Origin of the sequence: Hymenobacter sp. GOD-10R (assembly GCF_035609205.1) — a bacterium.
Lineage (GTDB): Bacteria > Bacteroidota > Bacteroidia > Cytophagales > Hymenobacteraceae > Hymenobacter.
The window spans coordinates 3,218,293-3,237,090 of sequence record NZ_CP141184.1 but is presented as its reverse complement, the minus strand read 5'-3'; the positions used below and the strand labels follow the sequence as shown (position 1 = coordinate 3,237,090).

Genomic DNA, 18,798 nt, shown 5'->3' with positions numbered 1-18,798 from the left:
TTGCTTGCCCGTGGCCGTTGCGGTCGCGCTACCGCTTTTTGGACAAATCTTTCAGTTCGATCTTTCGAAAGTCCACCGGCTGTCCTTCGCTTTGTAGGGCAATAAACCCGCTCGTTAATAGTTTGCCATCCTGTTTCATCACCGGATCGTACCGATTTACGACTCCACCGCCAATCTGCGGCTTCGAGTAGCGCATGACCGTATCGCCATTGATGATATGGGTAATACTTGAGTCGCCTAGCACGATGAGCTCTGCGCGGACCCACTGATCTCCATCATAGGTCTTCGAGGTTGACTCGATGCAGTGGCGCTCATCGAGTTGCCCGTTGTACACGATCTGCGTGCCCGGCGAACACATGTTGCCGGTGGGACGCGGCTTCCCATCGCCCAGCCCACCCAGAAATTGAAACTCAATGGAAATAGGCCAATCCTGTTCCTTCGGCATCGAGCGCGGGTCTTGCGAGTGGAACATGACGCCACTATTGCGTAAGGTGTAGCTCGGAGCGCCTTGCTGCAGCGCGCCGACAAAGCGGTACTCGAGTTTGAGATGATACTGGGAGAAGGGTACTTTGTAGTACAAGTGGCCGAATTGATCATTGAACTCTCCGTACTGATCATAGCGCACCTGGATAACGCCATCGGCTACGCGAAACGTATTGCCGAAATTCTCGCCTACCTCATGATGCTGGATTTTCACCATCCAATCCTGCAGATCCTGACCATTAAAGAGCGGGAGCCATTCTGCCTGCTGGCGCGAATGCTGACCAGTGGTACAACTAGCTAGTGCCAGCAGCACTAGGATCGCAACGGGAATGAGACGCATCAGGAATCGGTATGGAAGAACAAGTGCTGAAAGTATGAATTTAGCCAAGAAAATCAGCGAACGGATACAGCACGGGAAAAGCGTTCGTAAACGTGCAGGTGGTGGAAAAGAGCAGGGGCTACTTGGGCAGGGTTAGCAGGCGGTGCGGCTCGTCTAAGCCTAGTAGAATGCACACTGAGGGCCGGGTTGGCAAGTAGTTGAAGTAATAGCTTTTAGCGCAAAGTGTTCAAGGGAAAGAGTAGGACGCAGCTATCAATTGACCCCTGACAAGTCCTAATGCATGTAGTTATAGCGTTCTTAACCTGTATCTTTTAGGGTCGGAACGGAGAATCCGGACAAAGGGCACCTGAGCGTACTCCGCACCGATAGCCCGCAAGCAGGAAGTACCCCCGTGTTTTTCTTAGCTTTTGTTATCGTTCCCGAGCGGCCAGAACTGGGACCTTTGGGTATTCGGTTTCACCTCGCTTCCCAACGGCCCCATGAAGAACCTCCTTAAACTGGAAGAACTTGCCCAACTGCTGCTCGCCCTATTCATCTTCACGCACCTGCCCTACTCCTGGTGGGTACTGCCCGCCACCTTTTTGTTGCCGGACCTGAGCCTGCTGGGCTATCTGGCCGGACCGCGGGTGGGCGCCCTGTGCTACAACTTCGCTCACCACAAAGCCCTCGCCGTAGCAGTGGGTGTTGCCGGCTGGTGGCTAGGTCAGCCCGTGTTGCTGCTCGCAGGCACCGTGCTACTGTTGCACAGCGCCTTCGACCGCGTGCTGGGCTACGGACTCAAGTATGGTACCGGTTTCCACGACACTCACCTGGGTCAGGTGGGGGATCGTACGGCCACTGAGCTGGTAGATTCCGTGTTGGCCAGCAGCGCCGCACAAGCATAAGGGAGCACAGAGCTTTAGGCGGGCGCGCCCGGTCAACGAGGTTGCATTACCCGGGCGCGCCCCGCGGATTTGCTGCTCGGGTTCAATGAGAGGCCGTTGGCCTGCCGGATCAGTTGAAAAAGATGGTCGGACCGCACCACCACATAATCAGCGTTGAGCGAAGTGGCCACGTTTTTGAACGTAGTGGGGGTCACGTTGGTCCAGGGCTGCGCCTGGATTAGGACGAAGCGCGGCCCGTGGCCATCCCACCCCGCCGCGGCCGTGGCAATGTGGTCTTTCATGGCTTGTTCGCTTGTGCAGTAATTGCAGGATAGGGCCAGACCAGGCAACCGCTGCTGGTAGATGGTCAGGCCCCCGCCTGTGTTTTGGCCGGTCACCCCCAGCAAAGAGGGGGCTTTCTCGGCAAAGCGCCGACCGACCTGCTCGTTGATGCCCCCACGGATCGTGTTCCAAACCGTGACTACCCGCAAGCCCGCCCGCCGATTGTATTCCTCGGTTTTGGCCACGAACTGGTCCAAGGCAAGCTGATTGGGAAAGCTATTCGGATACGCGTAGCCGTAGCCCGAAGGGCCCGAAACGAGGTTGTCGTTGGCCGTCGCGGTTTGCCAGTAGTAGTTCAAGGCGCCCGGCATGGCATCCACCATAGCCGGTGAGAGCGTCCAGCCCATCGGCACCGCTCCGCGGTCGGGGTTGTTCCACAGCTTACGCATCAGGTGCTCGACGTATTGTAAGTTGTCGCCGTCACTTAGGATGAAGGCCACGTAGATCTTGTTTTGCAGGGCGGGTTTCGGCGGGATAGGCTTCCGGGTTATTTTCCGGGGCATCCCGCTATGCACCGTCAGGTTGGTGGCGTAATCGCTGGCGATGGTGGCTAGGCCATAGCCGGAGGCCCGCTCCACGCCGGGTTGTTCCTCGGGCCACCACCCCATCACGTTCGCGCCCGCTGGCATGGCGGCCAAGAAGCGGTTGAGCAGTTCACTCTCGCCGGCCACTTGTGGGTCGAGCCAGATCACGGCCGCCCCGAGCGCCGTGGCATACTCCCGTAAGGCGGCTTTGTGGGCCTCGGGATTCAGTCCAATCAGCAATCGATGATCAAGCGTCGGCCAATACGTGTTGTAAATGGTCTGATAGACCTGCAGCTTGCTGCGAAACTGGCCGCGCAAGTCCAGCAAGACTGGCAAGTTATAGGGAGCAGCCGTGAGCCGGGAGACAAGGTCGGGCGAGGCAATCAGGGCCTTTCTATCCTTGGCCAGCAACGTGGCCAGGTTCACGGTGTGCAGCTGCGCGGGATCATACACGATCAGGCCCGCTAGCTCGTGCCGGTACTTGGTGATCAGGTCCCACTTATCGGCGGGTTCAGACCAGAGCAACCCCAACGACTCCAACCAGGTATAGGGTCCCTCGGCGAAGGCGTCACCTTCGTAGGAGAAGATGCGCGGCTGTTTCTGGTTGACGAGACCTTTCAGCGAGGCAAACAAATACATTTCGGCCGCCGATGGATTGTGCTGTAGTCCCACCCAGTCCACCTTCGTGGAGGAAGTGCCACGCCAAAACACGCGCAATTCTAGGACTTGATCGGCCACCGGTAGGACAAAGGGCAGCGTAAAGGTGGTATAGTCGGAGGCGAGGGGGAATTGCCGCCGGGTAAGCGTCTGCGTGGCCAACGTTTGGCCCGTGGTTACATTTCGAACGTCGATATCTACGATCGAATCGTTAGTGGCCGTGTTGTTGTCAACCTGCAAGCGAAACTCGGCTACCTGGGGTCCGGCCGGCATACGGGTGGCATAGGGGCCGTACACCAAGGGCCCATACACCATAGGCTGATTAGGCTCGTCCCTGCCCGACTGGCAAAGCCACCCGTCACCTTCCCTGCGTCCCGTGCCGTGCTTAAGCGATGAACCTTCGGCTTGCCACCGGGAAGGCGCTTCGCGCAGATAGATTAGATCCTGCGTTTTGGCCGGCTTGTGGAAGGACGGAAGCAGTTGCGTAGCGGGCCATTTCACTTGGCCCCTCGCGGGAACCAAGCTCAACTGGAGCAGGCACCAAAGCACCGCTCCCAGTAGTCTGCCTAAACAAATCATACGCGTAAGGGTAGGTGATAAGAGGGTATCTAGGAATAGCTTGACGCCCACCGCAGGGCAGCCGAAGATAGAACGCAGGGAGGTAAGATTGCCAACTGAAAGCCACGCAACGGCTAGCTACATAGTGTTAGCCGTTCATGTCAGGGCGCGTTTAAAGTGGAGGCATGCGCTCGATAACCAGCACCTAACCAATTATTTGCCAAAGCAAGGCCAGCTATGCTCCCAGGTGAGGCAGGATAATTCAGGCCTGAATCAGACGCGCAACATACACTAATGCTGAATGACACAAGCTCAACCATAATAATCAGCCTGACTTATGAGCTGATGTATCATTTCTTGGGAGGGCGTTTGTGAAATGATACAAACTCGATCGTAGTATTCTAAACCAGAATTATCGACCCGTGTATTGCTTACGGAGTGTCGTTGATGAAGCACTTACTCGTCTTGATGCTTGTAAGAGGGAGCGACTTGCATTTCCAGCAAGAAGCAGTTGGTGGCCGGTTCGACGCATATAGTACGCGGCATCTTCGTCCTGAGCCGTTGGGTATGCACCAGCCAGCGCTGCTGGGTATCTTGATAGCGAAAGTAAAGTGTGTTGCGTTCCGGTTGATAGGGCAGCTCCCCGGGCAGGTCGACCACATACTGCCCAGCCGGGCGTTGCTGGACCGCGAGTAAGACGACACGGCTATGTCCATGCGCGCTTTGCGCGGCCGGAACGGTGTAAAATTCAGTAACTACGTAAAAGAGCACCCGACCTTGATCGGAGCGTACAGCTCCTAAATATTGTCGGTGCGCTAGGCGCGCCTGTTTCGTGGGCGCTTGAGGAGACAGCTCGTGCTTGATTGTATGCGTGAAGAGCACGAGTAAGTTCGTAAGCCGCCACCACGTAGTAAGGAGCAGTCGAAAAAGCGTGGTTACCTTTCCGGTTACCCCTCGCAGCACACCCTCGCCCTTCCCCTCATCCCTATAGAACTGTGAAAAACGCCAAAACACAGCCCGGCTAAAACCGGTGCTGGGGTTCGTATGTCCTTAGCCCTACTGCCGATTTCTCGTGCTGTTACGGATTAGTACGCTTTCTATGATTCCAAAATCGATCATCTATTCACCCTGCAATACCCGGCCGCCCTATTCCTGCGGCACGGGAACAGGTCACATTCACTTCCGATGGAGCTGCTGTTTTGGCAAAAAAGCACAAAGCCAAAACAGCCGGCCACGCGCCGATCTCCCTGCGTATCACCATCCACGGCCAGCATAGCGAGTACTCCACCAAGTTCTGCTTACTCCCCAGTGAGTGGAATCCGAAAAATGGTAAGCGCCGTGGTACCAGCCAGGCGAGTATCGATACCAGTTCATTCTTAAAGTTGCTCTAGGCACGCGCCCGCTTGCCCCACGGAGGGAACGGGTGAGTCGGGTTCTTGTACGAGGCCACGTGAAGCTGACTACATCTTGCCCCCGATCTACTACTTACCTAACGATTGCTCCTCCGCTGTTTCCAAGCAGGTGATAGTAGCGGTTCTGAGGCCATCCACATTGGGCGGTAGCGCAGGCCCGAGCTTAAAACCTACCCGCAGCACCTGTCCGTTCACTTGCCGCGCCTGATAGGCCCGCCACTCTGCGCCCACCGGCAACACATGGTAGCCAGCTGGCAACCCGGGGTAGCTACTGGCTACTTGCAGCGTCGTGTGATTGGCCACGCACGTGGGGCTATCACCATAGCTTGCACAGAAACGCACCGTGACGAGTTCGCTGCACTCGGTCGTTGTTGCAGGGCAAACGGTATCCTCGGCCGTGCAGCCGCTGAACCCTAAGAAGAGTAGCAGGCCGAAGCCGGCTAAGTGGTGAAGGCAAGTACAGGTGCGCATAGAAGCAGAGATAAAAGAATGAATGAGAACAAAAAGTGGGATTGGTCGTCTACCCCTTAGCAAAGCTCTGGCAGCACTTTCATGAATCGTGGTCTTAGGAAAATAGGAAGAGATAAACTCACCTAAACAGAAGAGCACCGCGGCCGCGCCATGGTTGCATTGCCTAGCTACCATTCGTCAGGTTTGAGTCGGCACCATACTCCAGCAGCAGTTGTAGCACGCGGTGCTTCTCGGCTGGCAGCCGAGCGGCATCGAACAAGACGGGCGTTGCATTCATAAAAGCGCTGCTGCGTCCATTCGGGTCCGCGCCATGACGCAGCAACATTTCTACCAGATCGGCCCGGCCTAGGCGAACAGCAGCAATCAAAGGAGTATCGTGCTGGCGAAGTTCGTTCACGTCCGCGCCGCACGTTAGCAGCACGCGCAGGTGTGCCTGGTTACCAGCGGCAATAGAAGGCAGCAGACTGGTGTGACATAAAACACCCCAGGGCAGTACAACCAAGCCGACAGTTGTCATAAGTAGCGCCAGCCGACCAGTTCGCCTTTGGGGGATAATCAGTAGCAACACACTGAACAGGCCCATAAACCACCCGGTAAAGAATGCAAGGGAGGTGGCGAAGTAGCAGAAGGCAACGCCCAGCGCTCCAACCCCCACCAAGTAACGTAACCACGTCACCCTCGCTGATCGAGTGAGAGCGAGGTGAGGCGCTTGAACCAATAACGTGAAGAACCCACTGCCCCACAGTAGAACCCCACTCAGCCAGTACAGGGGCTCGCCATAAGCGACCATCGATCCCAGCGCCATTGCGCCGAACGTGCAGGACCAGAGTAGAATCAGAAAGCGTTGACTTGCGCGGGCCATGCAGGCTAGAACAGGGAGTGGAGTGCTAGGCGTGAGCCTTAACATACAACGGGCAGGCGTTGGCCGTGGGCGCTGTCATAGGAAAGGTGCTTGTATGTATTTACGCGTTCTGCTCTACCGGTTAGAGGAGGTAGGCGGCGGTGTTCAGCTTACCTAAGACAAACAGCCCGGAGCAACCGCGTTTTCTAGGCCGTATAGATGAATGTTCTAAGTGTTCATAAAAGTATATATTAATTTCACCTGTCTAAGCACTTACCTCTAGCGCAAATACTAAGCAGTTCTCTGTACTAATGCACGGCTAGTCTACGCTTTGGTATAATTCACTCGACGGCGGCTGCTTTCTTTGGCTGAAAATGAAACACCGGCGACGGCACATGTTCCTTGGTGAAGATTTGTGCAAAATGGTCGATTACATCCGGGTGCTGCGACGCCACATCGTGCTTTTCACTGGGGTCGGCAGTTAAGTCATAAAGCTCAATGGGCCCATTGGGCGTCGTGGCCATGTTCAGGCGGACAGCTTTCCACTTTCCCCAGCGAGCGGCTACGCTGCCCCCCTGCTCATAAAATTCCCAGTACAGATAGGGATGTTGCTGCTGTCTGCCTAGCCCGGTAAGGGTGGGCAGCAGTGAAACACCATCGATGCCAGCCGGGGTTTTCAGACCCGCTACGTCCATGAACGTGGGCAACAGGTCCCAGAAAGCGGCGAGCTGCGGGGTGACGGTTCCGGCTTTCACCCGACCGGGCCACCGCACAATGAAGGGCACCCGAACACCGCCTTCGTACAAATCCCGTTTTGCTCCTCGCAGCCCCCCGCTGCTGTTAAAATACGCTAAATCTTTACCCCCCTCGGCAGAAGGGCCATTATCAGAGGTGAAGATAACCAGGGTGTTATCATCCAAATTAAGTTGCTTGAGCTTGTGCATGATTTGCCCTACTTGGTCGTCTAACACCTGCATCATGGCCACCACAGCGGCCCGTGGGTGCGGCTGCGACAGGTAAGCGCCCGTCTTGGTGAAGGATGCTAGGCTAGTATCGGGGCCGATGTAAGGTTTTTCCGGACCGTATTTGCCGATGGTTTGCTGCATATAGGCCGGCGGTGCGACAAGCTCGGCGTGCGGAATCGGAGTGGTCATGAAGACGGCAAAGGGCTGAGCCTGATGCTGCTCGATAAAGGCCAGCAGGTGCTGCTGAATTAGTTCTGGGGCGTAGGTGCCTGAGCGGCTCCCGCGGTTTTCCGGGAGCATAATCTTTTCCCGGTTGTGCCAGAGGTAGTAGGGGTAGTAATTGTGCGCCAGCGTTTGGCTGTTGTAACCGAAGAATTCATCAATTCCTTGGTTTACCGGGTCGCCACTGCTCCCTGGTCCGCCCAAGCCCCATTTACCGAAACACCCAGTAGCATAGCCGGCTTGCTTGAGCAATTGCGGAATGATGCGACTCGATGCTGGCAGGGGATATTGTCCCTCCGGCGGCACCGCGAGGTTGCCGCGCACAGGCGTGTGGCCGGTGTGCTGGCCGGTGAAGAACGACGAGCGGGAGGGCGAACAGACGGCCGTTCCTGCGTAGCCCTGCGTAAACTTCAGCCCTTCACTGGCTAGCCGGTCGATGTTCGGGGTCTGGTACCGTTGCTGCCCATAGCAACTAACCTCCCCGTAGCCCAGGTCATCGGCCACAATAAAAATGATGTTAGGGGGGCGTTTCGCGGGGCGTTTCAACTGGCCGAACGCGAGGCCGGCCCCCACGCTTAGCAGCACCACGAGCCAGTGGGTCACTTTCCTAGGTAGTCGGTTGGTTGTTCGTTGTATCATATAGTTAAGCAAGCAGTTAATTGATTGCACCATTCGCAGCCTATTGGTTCTTGGCTCAATGATCTAATGAAAGTATTAATACCCCGGATTTTGCTCCAATACGGCTTCGCGGTTGCGCTCGATTTCCGCAAAAGGAATTGGAAACAGGTTGTGCTTCACCTGAATGTCGCCGTAATACGGGTTGAAGCGCTTCACCCGGTCATACAGCAGGCCTAGGCGCATAAGCGTCAGGCGCCGCTTCTCTTCCATGCCAAGCTCACGCATCCGCTCGTCGAGAATGTAGTCGATGGTCACGTCGTTGGCGGCTATGGGCCTGGCATTGACGCGGCTGCGAATTACGTTGATATCGGTTGCGGCCGCGGCTTTGTCGCCCTTACCTAGGTTGGCTTCCGCGCGAATGAGGTAAGTTTCCGCCAGCCGGAACATGTACTGATCCGTATAGGTCCCGCCGGCAATGTCCTTGAGTTGGAACGTGGCCGCATTGGCGTATAGGTTAGCCGGATGCGTAAAGGGCGTGGTTACCTTCGATTGGTAGGCGTAGAACGAGCGGCTCGGCACAGTGATGCCCGCCGGGGGCGCATCGGCTGACACCGTTTGACCGAATAGGCTGGGCACAGCCGGGTTGTTGTAGGTGTAAACGCGCACAAAATTGTGATTGGCATTCCGCAGGTCGGTTGTGAAGTCACTGGCCCAGATGGTATTACTGAAGTACTTCGTCGACACAGCCCAGCCGATGCCCCGGCCGCCCGTGTAATCCCCGGTCGGCCAGCGGAACGGCAAGAGGTTGCCCAACCGAAAATCGATGAGGTTGGGGCCGTGGTGCCGCTCGTAGGGGGCGGTGCCGGCTCGGGCAGTCGACAAGGCCGAACCACCCGGCACATCGGTTTCAAACTGGACCACCCACAGGCCTTCCGTATTGCCTGAGCTGCGGTTTTGATTTCGAACCTGAAATAGGTCCCAGTACACATCGCCGGGCGTCACGCTCGAGCGCGAGCCAAACCGGTTACGCATCAGGCGCACATTAGGGTCGTTGATGACGGCCGTGGCCGTGGTAATGGCGTTGTTGTAGTCGCCGGTTGCCAAGTACACTTCGGCTAGCAGGTGTTGCGCAGCAGGTTTGCTTATTTCCCCATTCTGCACCTGCGTGATGCCCGGCAGATTAGTGGTAGCAAACGTCAGGTCGTCAATGACCTGGCTGAGTACGGCCGCCTTGGAGGCGCGCACGAAGTTGTATTTTGGCGCGGAGAGTTCTTCCAGCACGATCGGCACACCCCCGTACAGGTAGGCTAGGGTGCGATAGGAAAATGCCCGAAAAAACTTCGCCCGCGCTTCGATAAGAAGCTTTTCATTGTCGCTCATTTGGGCGGCGGGTAGGCGCGCGAGCAGGGTATTCGTTTCCGAAATTATTTTGTACAAATCCCGCCAATGCGCCAACGGAATATCGCCCGACGGATCCAGCGTAGCGGCGTGGTTCGTAAAGCGCCGGATGCTGGGTTGGCCATCGAATACTATATCGGTTCCATACAAGAAGTCCATGGGGTTATTTTCATTGGACGTATAGAATTCCGCGCGCACCAGCTTGTAGAGGTTGTTTACCCCCGCGTTGAAGTCTTTATAGGTTACGTAGCCGTTTTGGGCGCTGAGAAAATCGGCAGGCTGCTCGTTCAGAAAATCTTTGTTGCAGGAAGCCAGAACCAGAAACGGCAGGAGCAGAGATAATTTAGCTAGGTTTTTCATGGTATAAATCGATCAGAATGCGACGGTGAGACCCAACGAGTAGCCCTTGAGCACGGGCCGACCGGAGTCGTCTATTCCTTGTTCGGTTTCCGGGTCCCAGCCCACCCAGTTGGTCCAGGTGTAAAGGTTTTTGGCGCTAACGAACACGCTCAGGTTGTCGGCGTGCAGCTTGTCGATGATGGTGCCGCTAAAGCGGTACGCCAGGGAAATATCCTGCAAGCGCACAAAGCTGCGATTCTGGTACACGCCCGGCGCTAGCGCCGGCGCAACGGCAGAACGGGCATAAAGGGCGTTAGGATTGGAGGGAGACCAGAAATCAAGGGCATTCAGGTAGTTGAGCCGCTTCGAAGGCACATCCAGCAGCCCCCCGATATTGTTGGCGGGGTTGTTGGCGGCGATATAGCTGTTGTTGCCACCCAGCACCGCGTTCAGAAACACCCGAAACGTAAAGCCCTTGTACTCCACCGTGTTGAGCAGGCTGGTGCGATAATCGGGCTCCTTACGCCCTAAGAACACCCGGTCACCGGCCCGGTCAATCTTGCCGTCTCCGTTGGCATCCACGATGCGGAATGTGCCCGGATAATAGCCGGCCGGAATATCATCCCCTACCTGGTAGAAGCCGTTGGGTTTTAGGTCGTAGATGGTACCGATGGAGCGGCCAATGAAGAGGTTGCTACTCACCAAATCGTCTTCCTTGCCGTCGCCGTTGGCATCAGCTCCCACCAGCCTAATGATTTTGTTGCGGTTGCCGGAAATATTGAACGTGGTGCTCCATTTTAAATTCTTGGCGGCAATATTTTGCGTGGTAAGCGTTAGCTCCAAGCCCGCATTTTTGAGGTTGCCTACATTGGTGCGAATAGACGAAAAGCCTGAGACAGTCGGCAACGCCACGTCGAAAAGTAGGTCGTTGGTGCGGTTGTTATAGTAGTCGAGGCTACCCGAAATCCGGTTCTTCAGCACCACAAAGTCCAGCCCTGCATTCAGGCCCCGTGTCGACTCCCATTTTAAGTTCGGATTAGCCAACGTGCTGACCTGCTGCCCGAACACGGTGGTGCCCCCATCACCGAACACGTACGCGGCACTGGGCTCCAAACGGGCCAGCGACGAGTAACGACTGGTCAGGTTGCCATTTGTGCCGTAGCCCGCCCTTAGCTTGAGGAAATTAATGGGCGCGAATCGGAAAAAGGGTTCTTCCGTGAGGATCCAGCCGAAGGCAGCCGACGGAAAAATCCCGTATTTCTCGTTGGCAGCAAAGCCAGAGAAGCCGTCACGGCGCACGGTGGCTGTCAGCAAATACCGCTCGTTGTACTTATAGTTGAGGCGGGCCATCTGCGCGTTGAGCTGCTCCTCCCACGCATCGGAAGCCGTGAACTGGTTGGTGCCCTGTTCCAGGCTGTTATACCCTAGCGTAAGGTTGGAAAAGCCCGTGGCGTTGGCGTACGTGCGGGAATACTGCCGCTCGATGGCGCTGTAGAGCAAGGTGGCCGTCAACTCATGTTTGCCAATCGATTTATGATAGGTCAGAATGTTGTCGAGCGTGTAGTCGTAATTCGTATCTAGGTCCTTATAGGCCTGGCCGGTTTGGCCCGCCGCCCACCGACTGGCGTAATAGTGATTGTTGGTGCGGTAGTTATTGCCGAAGTTGAGCCGGTACGTCAGGCCTTCGAGGAAAGGAGCACTGAGTTCGGAGTAGAAGTTGCCGAACAGCGTCATGCGCTTGTCGGAGTCGCTCACGTCGGAGCTTAGAAAGGGATTCGCCTGCCCCGTTCCGGTAGGAAAAGGAATTAGGTTGCCGGCTTCGTCGTAGGGCTCGTGCATGGGCGACATGCGCACGATATCAGACAGGGTCGGCTCTTCGCCGCTGAAATCGTTGAAGGAGCCAAACGTCTGCGCGCCAATCTTCCACCACTTGGTGGCTTGGGTTTCCAAGTTGATGCGCACACTCTTGCGGCTGAACTTGTCATTGATGATGTAGCCGAGCTGTTTGGTGTAGCCTCCGGAAACGAGGTACGTCGTTTTCTCGCTTCCCCCCGAAATGCTAAGCTGGTGGTCCTGGATGGCCCCCCGCTGAGTGGCCGCATCCCACCAGTTGAAATCGGCAGTGCGAATAGTACCATCCGCGTTCAGGTGGATTTGATCCACGAACTTGGTCAGGTCGAAATTCGGATTCGGGGTTGTGTATTCGGGCGCGAGATATGCCTGGGTGTAATTCAGGTCGCGGATGCGCTGTAGTAGCTCCTCGCGGTTTTGCGGGCGCAGGTTCACACTAGGCGTCTGCGTGGCATACGAGCCGGTGTAGGCAATGCGCGTCTTCCCAGCTTTACCCCTGCGGGTGGTAACGAGCAGCACCCCATTGGCCGCTTGCGCACCGTACACGGCTGTGGAACTGGCATCCTTCAGCACATCAATAGAGGCCACATCATCCGGATTGATGGAGGCCAGCGAACCATTGTAGATAATACCGTCCAATACAATCAGCACATTGGCGTTGCCATTAATGGTATTGGCCCCGCGTACCTGAATGGTGGGGTTGCCGCCGGCCGAGTTCACTTGGCCTACATTTAGCCCAGGTACCGTGCCTTGTAAAGACTGCGCAATGTTGGTATTAGGAGCTTCGCGAAATGCCTCTAGGTCGGCGCTGGCCACCGAGCCAGTCAGATCGGATTTGCGCTGCACCCCGTAGCCCACTACCACCACTTCCTCGAGGGCTTTGGTGTCCGGCAACAGCGTGATGTTGACGGTGGCTCTGTTGCTGAGCGGTACCTCCTGGGCTTGGTAGCCGATAAAGGAAATCAGCAACGTGCCGCCCCCATCCGGTACGGTTAGCGAATAGCTGCCATCGGCTCCCGTAGCAGTACCATTAGTTGTTCCTTTCAGAAGCACGGTCACACCCTGCAAAGCCTCGCCCTTTTCATCGGTTATCCGGCCTTTTACCGTTTGGTCTACCTCCGCCACGAAATTGAAAGAAAGGATATCCGCTGCATGCCGTTCTCTCAGATTATGTAGGACCGCTCTGCTCCCCACCCGAGCTATTTTAGCGTTTTCAGACTCTGTTGGCACGTATGGTTCGTCTGCCAGCTCTCGTGCTTGACTGTGTAATGGCAAGCCACTTAGCAGCGTAAGCAGCAGGCTGCCGTATCCTAGCTTGTGTACTGGTTTGTTCATAGAGTAAGGAATGTGATAATGGGAGAAGTAGTCTGGCTAGGCCGCACAGCGTGGGAATCCGTTTGAAAGTGGCTTTCGAATGGAGTAGAGAGAACTACCTAAGCGTGGAAAGTCGGTGCTCGTCCTTCTCAATAAGTGAACTAGGGGTGGCGCACGGGTAGAAGCAAAAAACTTTGTGCGAGCCGTAATGAGCGTTGGCGGCTTGGCTTTTCAACGATCTGCTCGATATCCGGCGCTCCGAAGTCAACCGCTACCTGCCCGCTGGACACTTTGTCTAGTAGCAGTTGATTGCAACCTCTGCGCCCGTGCACCACTCATCCGTCTTCCTGATAGCGCCGGCATATTGCACTCAAAGACGCCGGATACTACCATCAAGGGCAGATTTCGGCTATTTTCGTTATGGCAACCAGCTCATTCAGTTAGCAGGGACAGCGCCAAGCGGTAACTAAGACAGCCCACCAACCCACTGCAGGAAAAGTGATGCAACCCCGCAGAGCAATTGCCTAGAACCTATAGCAAGCCACAGCAGGCCTAGCAGCGCAGTGAGCAGCTACAAAAAAGGAAGCAAGAAGCTGGTGTCCGCCCTAGCAGCCTTGGCTCACCGTCGGCATACAGACGGAACCACGCATCATGCCACAACACCCATGCTGTACAGCGAGGCGGTTGGAGATACTAGCGGGGAGGTTGCTGAACGAATTCACGGTGTTGTTGTCTTTATATGGTCAGGACTTGGCACCGTTCCGGAGTTTCCGGGGGTTGCCGGCGTTTCGTCGAGCCTGTCTCTCCGCGCCTCTGTATAAAAACAATCCTTTGTAGGTGAAAGAATTGGTGTTGTAAATGTAGTGGCGGATTTTTTTAAAATTCAAATTTTATTCTTTGATCCGGCTCCTCAACGGTGGTCTGAGCTAGCCGCATAGCAGAAGAATGTAGCTTCCTTCTGTGATGACTATCAAAAAGAGTGTTACGTCGCCCAATGAATGGATAACACGATACCGCTTTCCTAGCCAAGGTCCTGTGCCTAGCCCAAGAAAGCCGCTCAACCCAAGCGGCCGCCCACGCGTTGGGCATCAATCTCGGAAGACGCGGAATTTTGCGGACATCGCCGGCTCAACGGTATGAAACTGGGTGGACCAGCTAATTACTCCATCCTTACGGCGCGACGAAGCCGTCACGCCGTTCAGGACGAGCCGCTGACCCCAGCGAACCGCGTGTTTGTCAAACAGAGCTACCTGCCTCTGGTGCAGGTTACCGAGCATTTCTAAGGCGCTCGGTATCGAGCGCGTGTTGGTGTGCAGCATTCGGGCCGATACCTACTGCCTGGCCGCGGGGCACATGCTCTTCGATGCCAAGCTACACCCGGCGCTGCAGAGATGGCTCAGCGTGAGGCTCCTGCTTGGACCGCACCGCCACCCTTGGTGCCACCTTGTGGCAACACCACTTCAGCTGTGTGCTGTACCTGGCCCGTGAAATGGCTCACATCCTGCGAGAGGGCGGTTGCGCTGAACCGCCTAGCCATCAGCAGCCTTTTGTTCACGAGAACATCCTTTTTTAGCTCCCCGAGTCTAGCCTAGTTGTTCACGAAATCTAGGGATACTAATATATACCCCGGATCATCCTAAGAAAAGCTGCCTCCTGGTGAACCTCTAGAAAACTCTAGCTAGCCTAGCTGGGGGAGTCCGTTGCCGCGCGGTAATAAATCGGGCGCATCGTGTAGTTTTTCGCGGACTTCGACGACTAAGTAAGTAGACGCCCACCCCGCTCGGTACGCCGCCCCATGCACCAGGAACTCGAAACAGCCTTTCTGACCCAGCTCAACCCGCATCTGGGGTTGGTGCAGCGCGTGTGCCGCCTCTATGGTCGGCAGGCCGAGGAGAGGCAGGATCTACAGCAGGAAATACTCTACCAGCTCTGGAAGGCGTACCCCCACTTCCGGGGCACCGCCCAGTTTTCGACCTGGCTCTACCGCGTGGCCCTGAACACGGCCCTAACCTACGAGCGCCAGCGCCGGCGGCGGCCGGTGGCCGAGCCGCTTGAGGACTGGGTGCGCACGCTGGCCACGCCGCCAGAGGGCCCTGAAGCCGAACAGCTGCGCGTGCTCTACTCCACCATTGAGCAGCTCTCGGCCGTGGACAAGGCTGTGGTATTGCTCTACCTAGAGGAGCAGCCCTACGCGCAGATTGCCGCGGTCACGGGTCTGAGCGTGAGCCACGTGAGTGTACGATTAGTCCGCATCCGTAAAAAACTTGAACAGACCCGCGTGGGCGCCGAGGCCCGCTGATCAGCATGAGCAACGAACTGGAAACCCTAAAAGCCGCCTGGGGCTGCCCTCCGCCGGCTCCCCTACCCGCCGCCGACCTACGCACACTGGTCACGACGCGCCACCGACGCGAGCAGCGCCGCGTGGGGCGCTACGTAGTCGGCGGTGCCATCTGGCAGGCCATGGTGTATACTGGCCTGGCATATGTGGGCTGGCGGTATCGGTTCGATGCTCGAACGCTGCTGGTATGTGGCGTGGGTATCGCGTTATACCTGCCGTTCACAACGGTTTTCTGGCGCAAATTTCGGGACTTCGCTCAACGGCCGCTTCTCGGCCCGCCAGCAGCCCCAGGTACTCTCGCCGCGCAGATAGCCCAGCAGTCCGAACAGCTAGGGCAGTTTTTTCGCTTCAAAAAGCGCTTTGATGTGGTGGCGACGCCCGTAACGGCGCTGGTGGTAGTGGCCGTATTTATCCGGGTCGGCTGGGTGCCGGCTATTACCCACTCACTGGGTCCCGCACTCTGGCTCGTCGGGCTAATCGTTGCCATTTTCTACCTAGCCCTGCGCTGGGAGAACCAGCATCAGTTTGCCGCACCGCTACAGCGCCTGGCGGCCTTGCAGAAAGAGTTGGATACCGACAGGCCGCCCCAATAACGCACCGCTTCACCGAATGACGTCTTGGTCACTTGCCTGGCAGAGCGCTGCCGCCAAGCGCCTACCTCAAAGGCAAGTAGGTACTGGTTCGTAAAACCAACGTTAATCGCCCTCCAATGCAATGTTTCTCCCTGTTTCGCAACAGGCCCCGGTGGGGCCTCCCCCTTCCTCACTTACGAACCCAATTCCGGTCGCGGGTGCTAGTCGTGGGCCTGCCCGCACGAGCCCCGTCCGGTACTGTGGCCAGCCCTGGGAGGACGCTGGCTGATAAGCACCTAGCCAGCCCGCTGCAAGAAAGCACCCTGCTCTTTGACGGCACCGGTGCCCACCGAGCACTGGCAAAGCAGGGCTACCAGGTAACGCGCTACGACCAGTGTGAGACCAACCCGTCAACCTACCCCCTGGCGGCCGGACTGCTGAACCGGCCCAAGCGGTTGGCGCCGAGGAAAAATAGGCAGCCAGTCCGGCTGGCATACCCCTTGGATGACCGCGCGTGCGACATTGGCGGCTTGCCCGATGCGCTGGTTTTCTCACCGGCGAACGTGGCGGGTATCTTACTCGGCGGCCTGATTGGTCGAAAGCGGACGGGGCAGTACCCTGGCTGCAGGTTCCGTCAGCCTTCAACAGCAGGAGCATGAATACGGCTCTATGGGTTTGGCAGTGGCTGCTAGCCGGACTGTTTTTGCTGACTGGCGCGCTGAAGCTAGTGCTATCAGCCGCGAAGGTGCGTCAGTTGGCACCGGCGTATTTTTCACTCGCCTTTCTACGGGGACTGGGGGTGGTGGAGCTACTTGGAGCAGTCGGGATCATCGGACCAGCGCTCACCGGCCTATGGCCGGTGCTCACGCCTTTGGCTGCCGCCGGGATGAGTGTGGTGCTGGCCGCGGCAGTGGCCGTCCACACCCAACGCCGCGACTTTGGGACGGTTCCTTTTCTGCTGCTGATGCTGGTCGGCGCGCTCGCCGTCACTTGGGGACGCTGGCCGTAGCCCGCTAGTGGCTACGGGACCAGCGGAAAAGGCTACGTACAGTCGACCGCCGGGCCGCTTCCTTCGTATTGGCTGGCTCCGGTTGCGCCGGGTTCGAGTTTCAGGGTAAGGGCACAGTGCTGTGGCGCAACGAAATAGCCTGCCAAGCCCCGCAAACCCTGAAAATCACCTGGCTCGACCAGCACACCTTCTTCACGCGCAGCACCGAGCGCGACCTGCCCAATTGTCCACCGAAAGTCGACGTGTACCAGGTGGTGTCGTACGATGGCCGCCGGCTGGTGCTCAAGTCGTTCTGGGCGGGTTGGAACGACCGTGCCCCCGAAACGGAAACGTACGTCAAGCAAACCCACTAGCCCGGCGTGGCACCTAGCTTTTCGATTACTCCATGCGCTTACGTTGAAAGTCGCGGATTTCGTGCCCGTCGTTGGCTAGCAGCAGGGCACCGTGCGCGTAGTCGGGGCCGCCGCGGTAGTGCAGGGCAAAGCCATCGGCAATACGCACCACTTCCTGAAAATCGTAGGACTTGGCAGGGTGGCTCCACAGAATACGGTCATCGGGCACGCTGAGGCGTTGCAGCAGGTGTGGGCCCTCGCGCCGGGGTGTTGTGGCGGTAAGAACAAGCAGCGTCGTGGCATCTTGATAGAGCACGCGGGCATCGAAGTAGCGGCGGCCAGGCGCCACAGCAACCGTATCGAAGCGACCTAGCTCCCCGGCAGCCCGACTCCGGATCAGGCGGCTGCGCGAGGCCGCTTGAAAGTCGCCTGAAGCTTGTTCGAAGTAGAAAAATTGTGGCGGCTGTTGCCGGTCGGCCGCGCGGTACAAAGCTTCACCGTTGGTAAAAAGCTGGCCGGTGGTGGGTCGATAATAGAGGGTTTGGCCCTCATTGGTGAGCACACGCAACGCTTCGTGGTCAGTGTCGAAGGCAAACTGCGCCACGCCGCTGCTGGCGGCGGGTTGGTTGGCGAGCAAGCGTTGGCTAACGTCGGTGAGCTGATCGGTACGCGGATCAATCCGGTACAATGTAGCCTGGTCGTGGAGCACGTACACGTGGCCATTCGGGAAAGTATGCCAGCTAAAGAGGTGCTCGTCGGGGTGCCGACCTAGGGGCAAAAGCTCCTGCTCGCGGCGCAGGCGGCCGGTACGAGCATCGAAAAAGACGGCCGTCCAGGTCGTCGAGTCGCTACCCCAGCGCGGCGCATCAGTGCGGATCGTCACGTACACGGGCTGCCGACGCGCATCAGCGTACACAAAGTTGGTGAGATAGAAGGTCGGCTTGGCCACCGGAATGGCCGCTTGAAACGGTTGGGCTGAGCGGGTGAGCAGTACCACCAACCAGGTAATGGCCCCCACGGCCACCAACCCACACAGCCCGATGCCCACCCGTTGGCCCCAGGACAAGGGTGGGCGCCGTGCCGGTGGTGCTACTGGCGGCGCGGCGTAGTGGTGGCGCACGTGCACCGTTATATCGTCGGAGTCGAGGTAGTACTCCGTTTGGCAGGCGTTACAACGAAATAGGTCGGAGCCAAGCGTACTCTTATCGGGGCTGCCGCACTGCGGGCAGCGAATGGGGCGAATGGTTTTGGCCATAAGTTCAGCTGTACGAAAAGTAAGCAACCCGGTAGCAGCTTTAGCCTTCCTCGCAATCTGTACATTTAGGCTATATAAGTATACTCTAATTCAT

The 18,798-nt window shown here is 57.2% G+C and carries 16 protein-coding genes and 1 riboswitch; of the genes, 7 read left to right on the top strand and 9 right to left on the bottom strand.

Annotated features, from left to right (window positions below; all coding sequences use genetic code 11):
- Nucleotides 1-28: 28 nt before the first annotated feature.
- Nucleotides 29-823, bottom strand: a complete 795-nt coding sequence (locus SD425_RS12915) for a DUF1080 domain-containing protein (protein ID WP_324679207.1) — start codon at nucleotides 821-823, stop codon at nucleotides 29-31.
- Between the two features lie 479 nt (nucleotides 824-1,302).
- On the opposite strand from SD425_RS12915, the gene SD425_RS12910 reads away from it, so the two are divergent.
- Nucleotides 1,303-1,707 carry a DUF4260 domain-containing protein gene (locus SD425_RS12910; protein WP_324679205.1) on the top strand — a complete coding sequence of 135 codons (405 nt, stop codon included), beginning with the start codon at nucleotides 1,303-1,305 and terminating at the stop codon, nucleotides 1,705-1,707.
- Between the two features lie 32 nt (nucleotides 1,708-1,739).
- On the opposite strand, the gene SD425_RS12905 is transcribed toward SD425_RS12910, so the two are convergent.
- Both SD425_RS12905 and SD425_RS12900 read right to left on the bottom strand, forming a co-directional pair.
- Entirely contained in the window at nucleotides 1,740-3,710 is a 1,971-nt protein-coding gene (locus tag SD425_RS12905; RefSeq protein ID WP_324679203.1) for a hypothetical protein, read from the bottom strand.
- Between the two features lie 513 nt (nucleotides 3,711-4,223).
- Nucleotides 4,224-4,649 carry a hypothetical protein gene (locus SD425_RS12900; protein WP_324679201.1) on the bottom strand — a complete coding sequence of 142 codons (426 nt, stop codon included), beginning with the start codon at nucleotides 4,647-4,649 and terminating at the stop codon, nucleotides 4,224-4,226.
- A 317-nt stretch (nucleotides 4,650-4,966) separates the two neighbouring features.
- On the opposite strand from SD425_RS12900, the gene SD425_RS12895 reads away from it, so the two are divergent.
- Complete coding sequence (locus SD425_RS12895) at nucleotides 4,967-5,158, top strand: Arm DNA-binding domain-containing protein (protein ID WP_324679199.1); 192 nt, start codon at nucleotides 4,967-4,969, stop codon at nucleotides 5,156-5,158.
- Nucleotides 5,159-5,248: 90 nt separating this feature from the next.
- Here SD425_RS12895 and SD425_RS12890 read toward each other — a convergent pair whose 3' ends face one another.
- The 5 genes from SD425_RS12890 to SD425_RS12870 all read right to left on the bottom strand — a co-directional run bounded on the left by SD425_RS12890 (nucleotide 5,249) and on the right by SD425_RS12870 (nucleotide 13,009).
- The gene (locus SD425_RS12890) at nucleotides 5,249-5,650 is read right to left on the bottom strand and encodes a hypothetical protein (protein WP_324679197.1); all 402 of its coding nucleotides are present in this window, start codon (nucleotides 5,648-5,650) and stop codon (nucleotides 5,249-5,251) included.
- Between the two features lie 163 nt (nucleotides 5,651-5,813).
- Nucleotides 5,814-6,512: an ankyrin repeat domain-containing protein gene (locus SD425_RS12885; protein ID WP_324679195.1), complete on the bottom strand. Its 699-nt coding sequence runs from the start codon at nucleotides 6,510-6,512 to the stop codon at nucleotides 5,814-5,816.
- A gap of 320 nt (nucleotides 6,513-6,832) precedes the next feature.
- A complete protein-coding gene (locus SD425_RS12880; protein WP_324679193.1) occupies nucleotides 6,833-8,317 on the bottom strand; it encodes an arylsulfatase in 1,485 nt (494 codons plus the stop codon).
- Nucleotides 8,318-8,392: 75 nt separating this feature from the next.
- Entirely contained in the window at nucleotides 8,393-10,054 is a 1,662-nt protein-coding gene (locus tag SD425_RS12875) for a RagB/SusD family nutrient uptake outer membrane protein (RefSeq protein ID WP_324679191.1), read from the bottom strand.
- A gap of 12 nt (nucleotides 10,055-10,066) precedes the next feature.
- On the bottom strand, nucleotides 10,067-13,009 hold the full coding sequence (locus tag SD425_RS12870; RefSeq protein WP_324679189.1) for a TonB-dependent receptor: 2,943 nt from the start codon (nucleotides 13,007-13,009) through the stop codon (nucleotides 10,067-10,069).
- A gap of 921 nt (nucleotides 13,010-13,930) precedes the next feature.
- Nucleotides 13,931-14,022: riboswitch (SAM riboswitch) on the bottom strand.
- A gap of 971 nt (nucleotides 14,023-14,993) precedes the next feature.
- Between SD425_RS12870 and SD425_RS12865 the strand changes: the two genes are divergently transcribed.
- From SD425_RS12865 to SD425_RS12845, 5 genes are all read left to right on the top strand, one after another.
- Complete coding sequence (locus tag SD425_RS12865) at nucleotides 14,994-15,497, top strand: sigma-70 family RNA polymerase sigma factor (RefSeq protein ID WP_324679187.1); 504 nt, start codon at nucleotides 14,994-14,996, stop codon at nucleotides 15,495-15,497.
- A gap of 5 nt (nucleotides 15,498-15,502) precedes the next feature.
- Nucleotides 15,503-16,129 (top strand): hypothetical protein, encoded by a 627-nt coding sequence (locus SD425_RS12860; RefSeq protein ID WP_324679185.1) that lies wholly within the window; start codon nucleotides 15,503-15,505, stop codon nucleotides 16,127-16,129.
- Between the two features lie 116 nt (nucleotides 16,130-16,245).
- Nucleotides 16,246-16,767 (top strand): hypothetical protein, encoded by a 522-nt coding sequence (locus SD425_RS12855; RefSeq protein WP_324679183.1) that lies wholly within the window; start codon nucleotides 16,246-16,248, stop codon nucleotides 16,765-16,767.
- Nucleotides 16,764-17,117: a DoxX family protein gene (locus SD425_RS12850; protein ID WP_324679181.1), complete on the top strand. Its 354-nt coding sequence runs from the start codon at nucleotides 16,764-16,766 to the stop codon at nucleotides 17,115-17,117. Before SD425_RS12855 ends, SD425_RS12850 begins: the two co-directional genes overlap by 4 nt.
- A gap of 68 nt (nucleotides 17,118-17,185) precedes the next feature.
- Complete coding sequence (locus tag SD425_RS12845) at nucleotides 17,186-17,470, top strand: hypothetical protein (protein WP_324679179.1); 285 nt, start codon at nucleotides 17,186-17,188, stop codon at nucleotides 17,468-17,470.
- A gap of 25 nt (nucleotides 17,471-17,495) precedes the next feature.
- Here the strand turns inward: SD425_RS12845 and SD425_RS12840 are convergent, their stop codons facing one another.
- A complete protein-coding gene (locus tag SD425_RS12840) occupies nucleotides 17,496-18,704 on the bottom strand; it encodes a DUF4394 domain-containing protein (protein ID WP_324679177.1) in 1,209 nt (402 codons plus the stop codon).
- Between the last annotated feature and the right edge of the window lie 94 nt (nucleotides 18,705-18,798).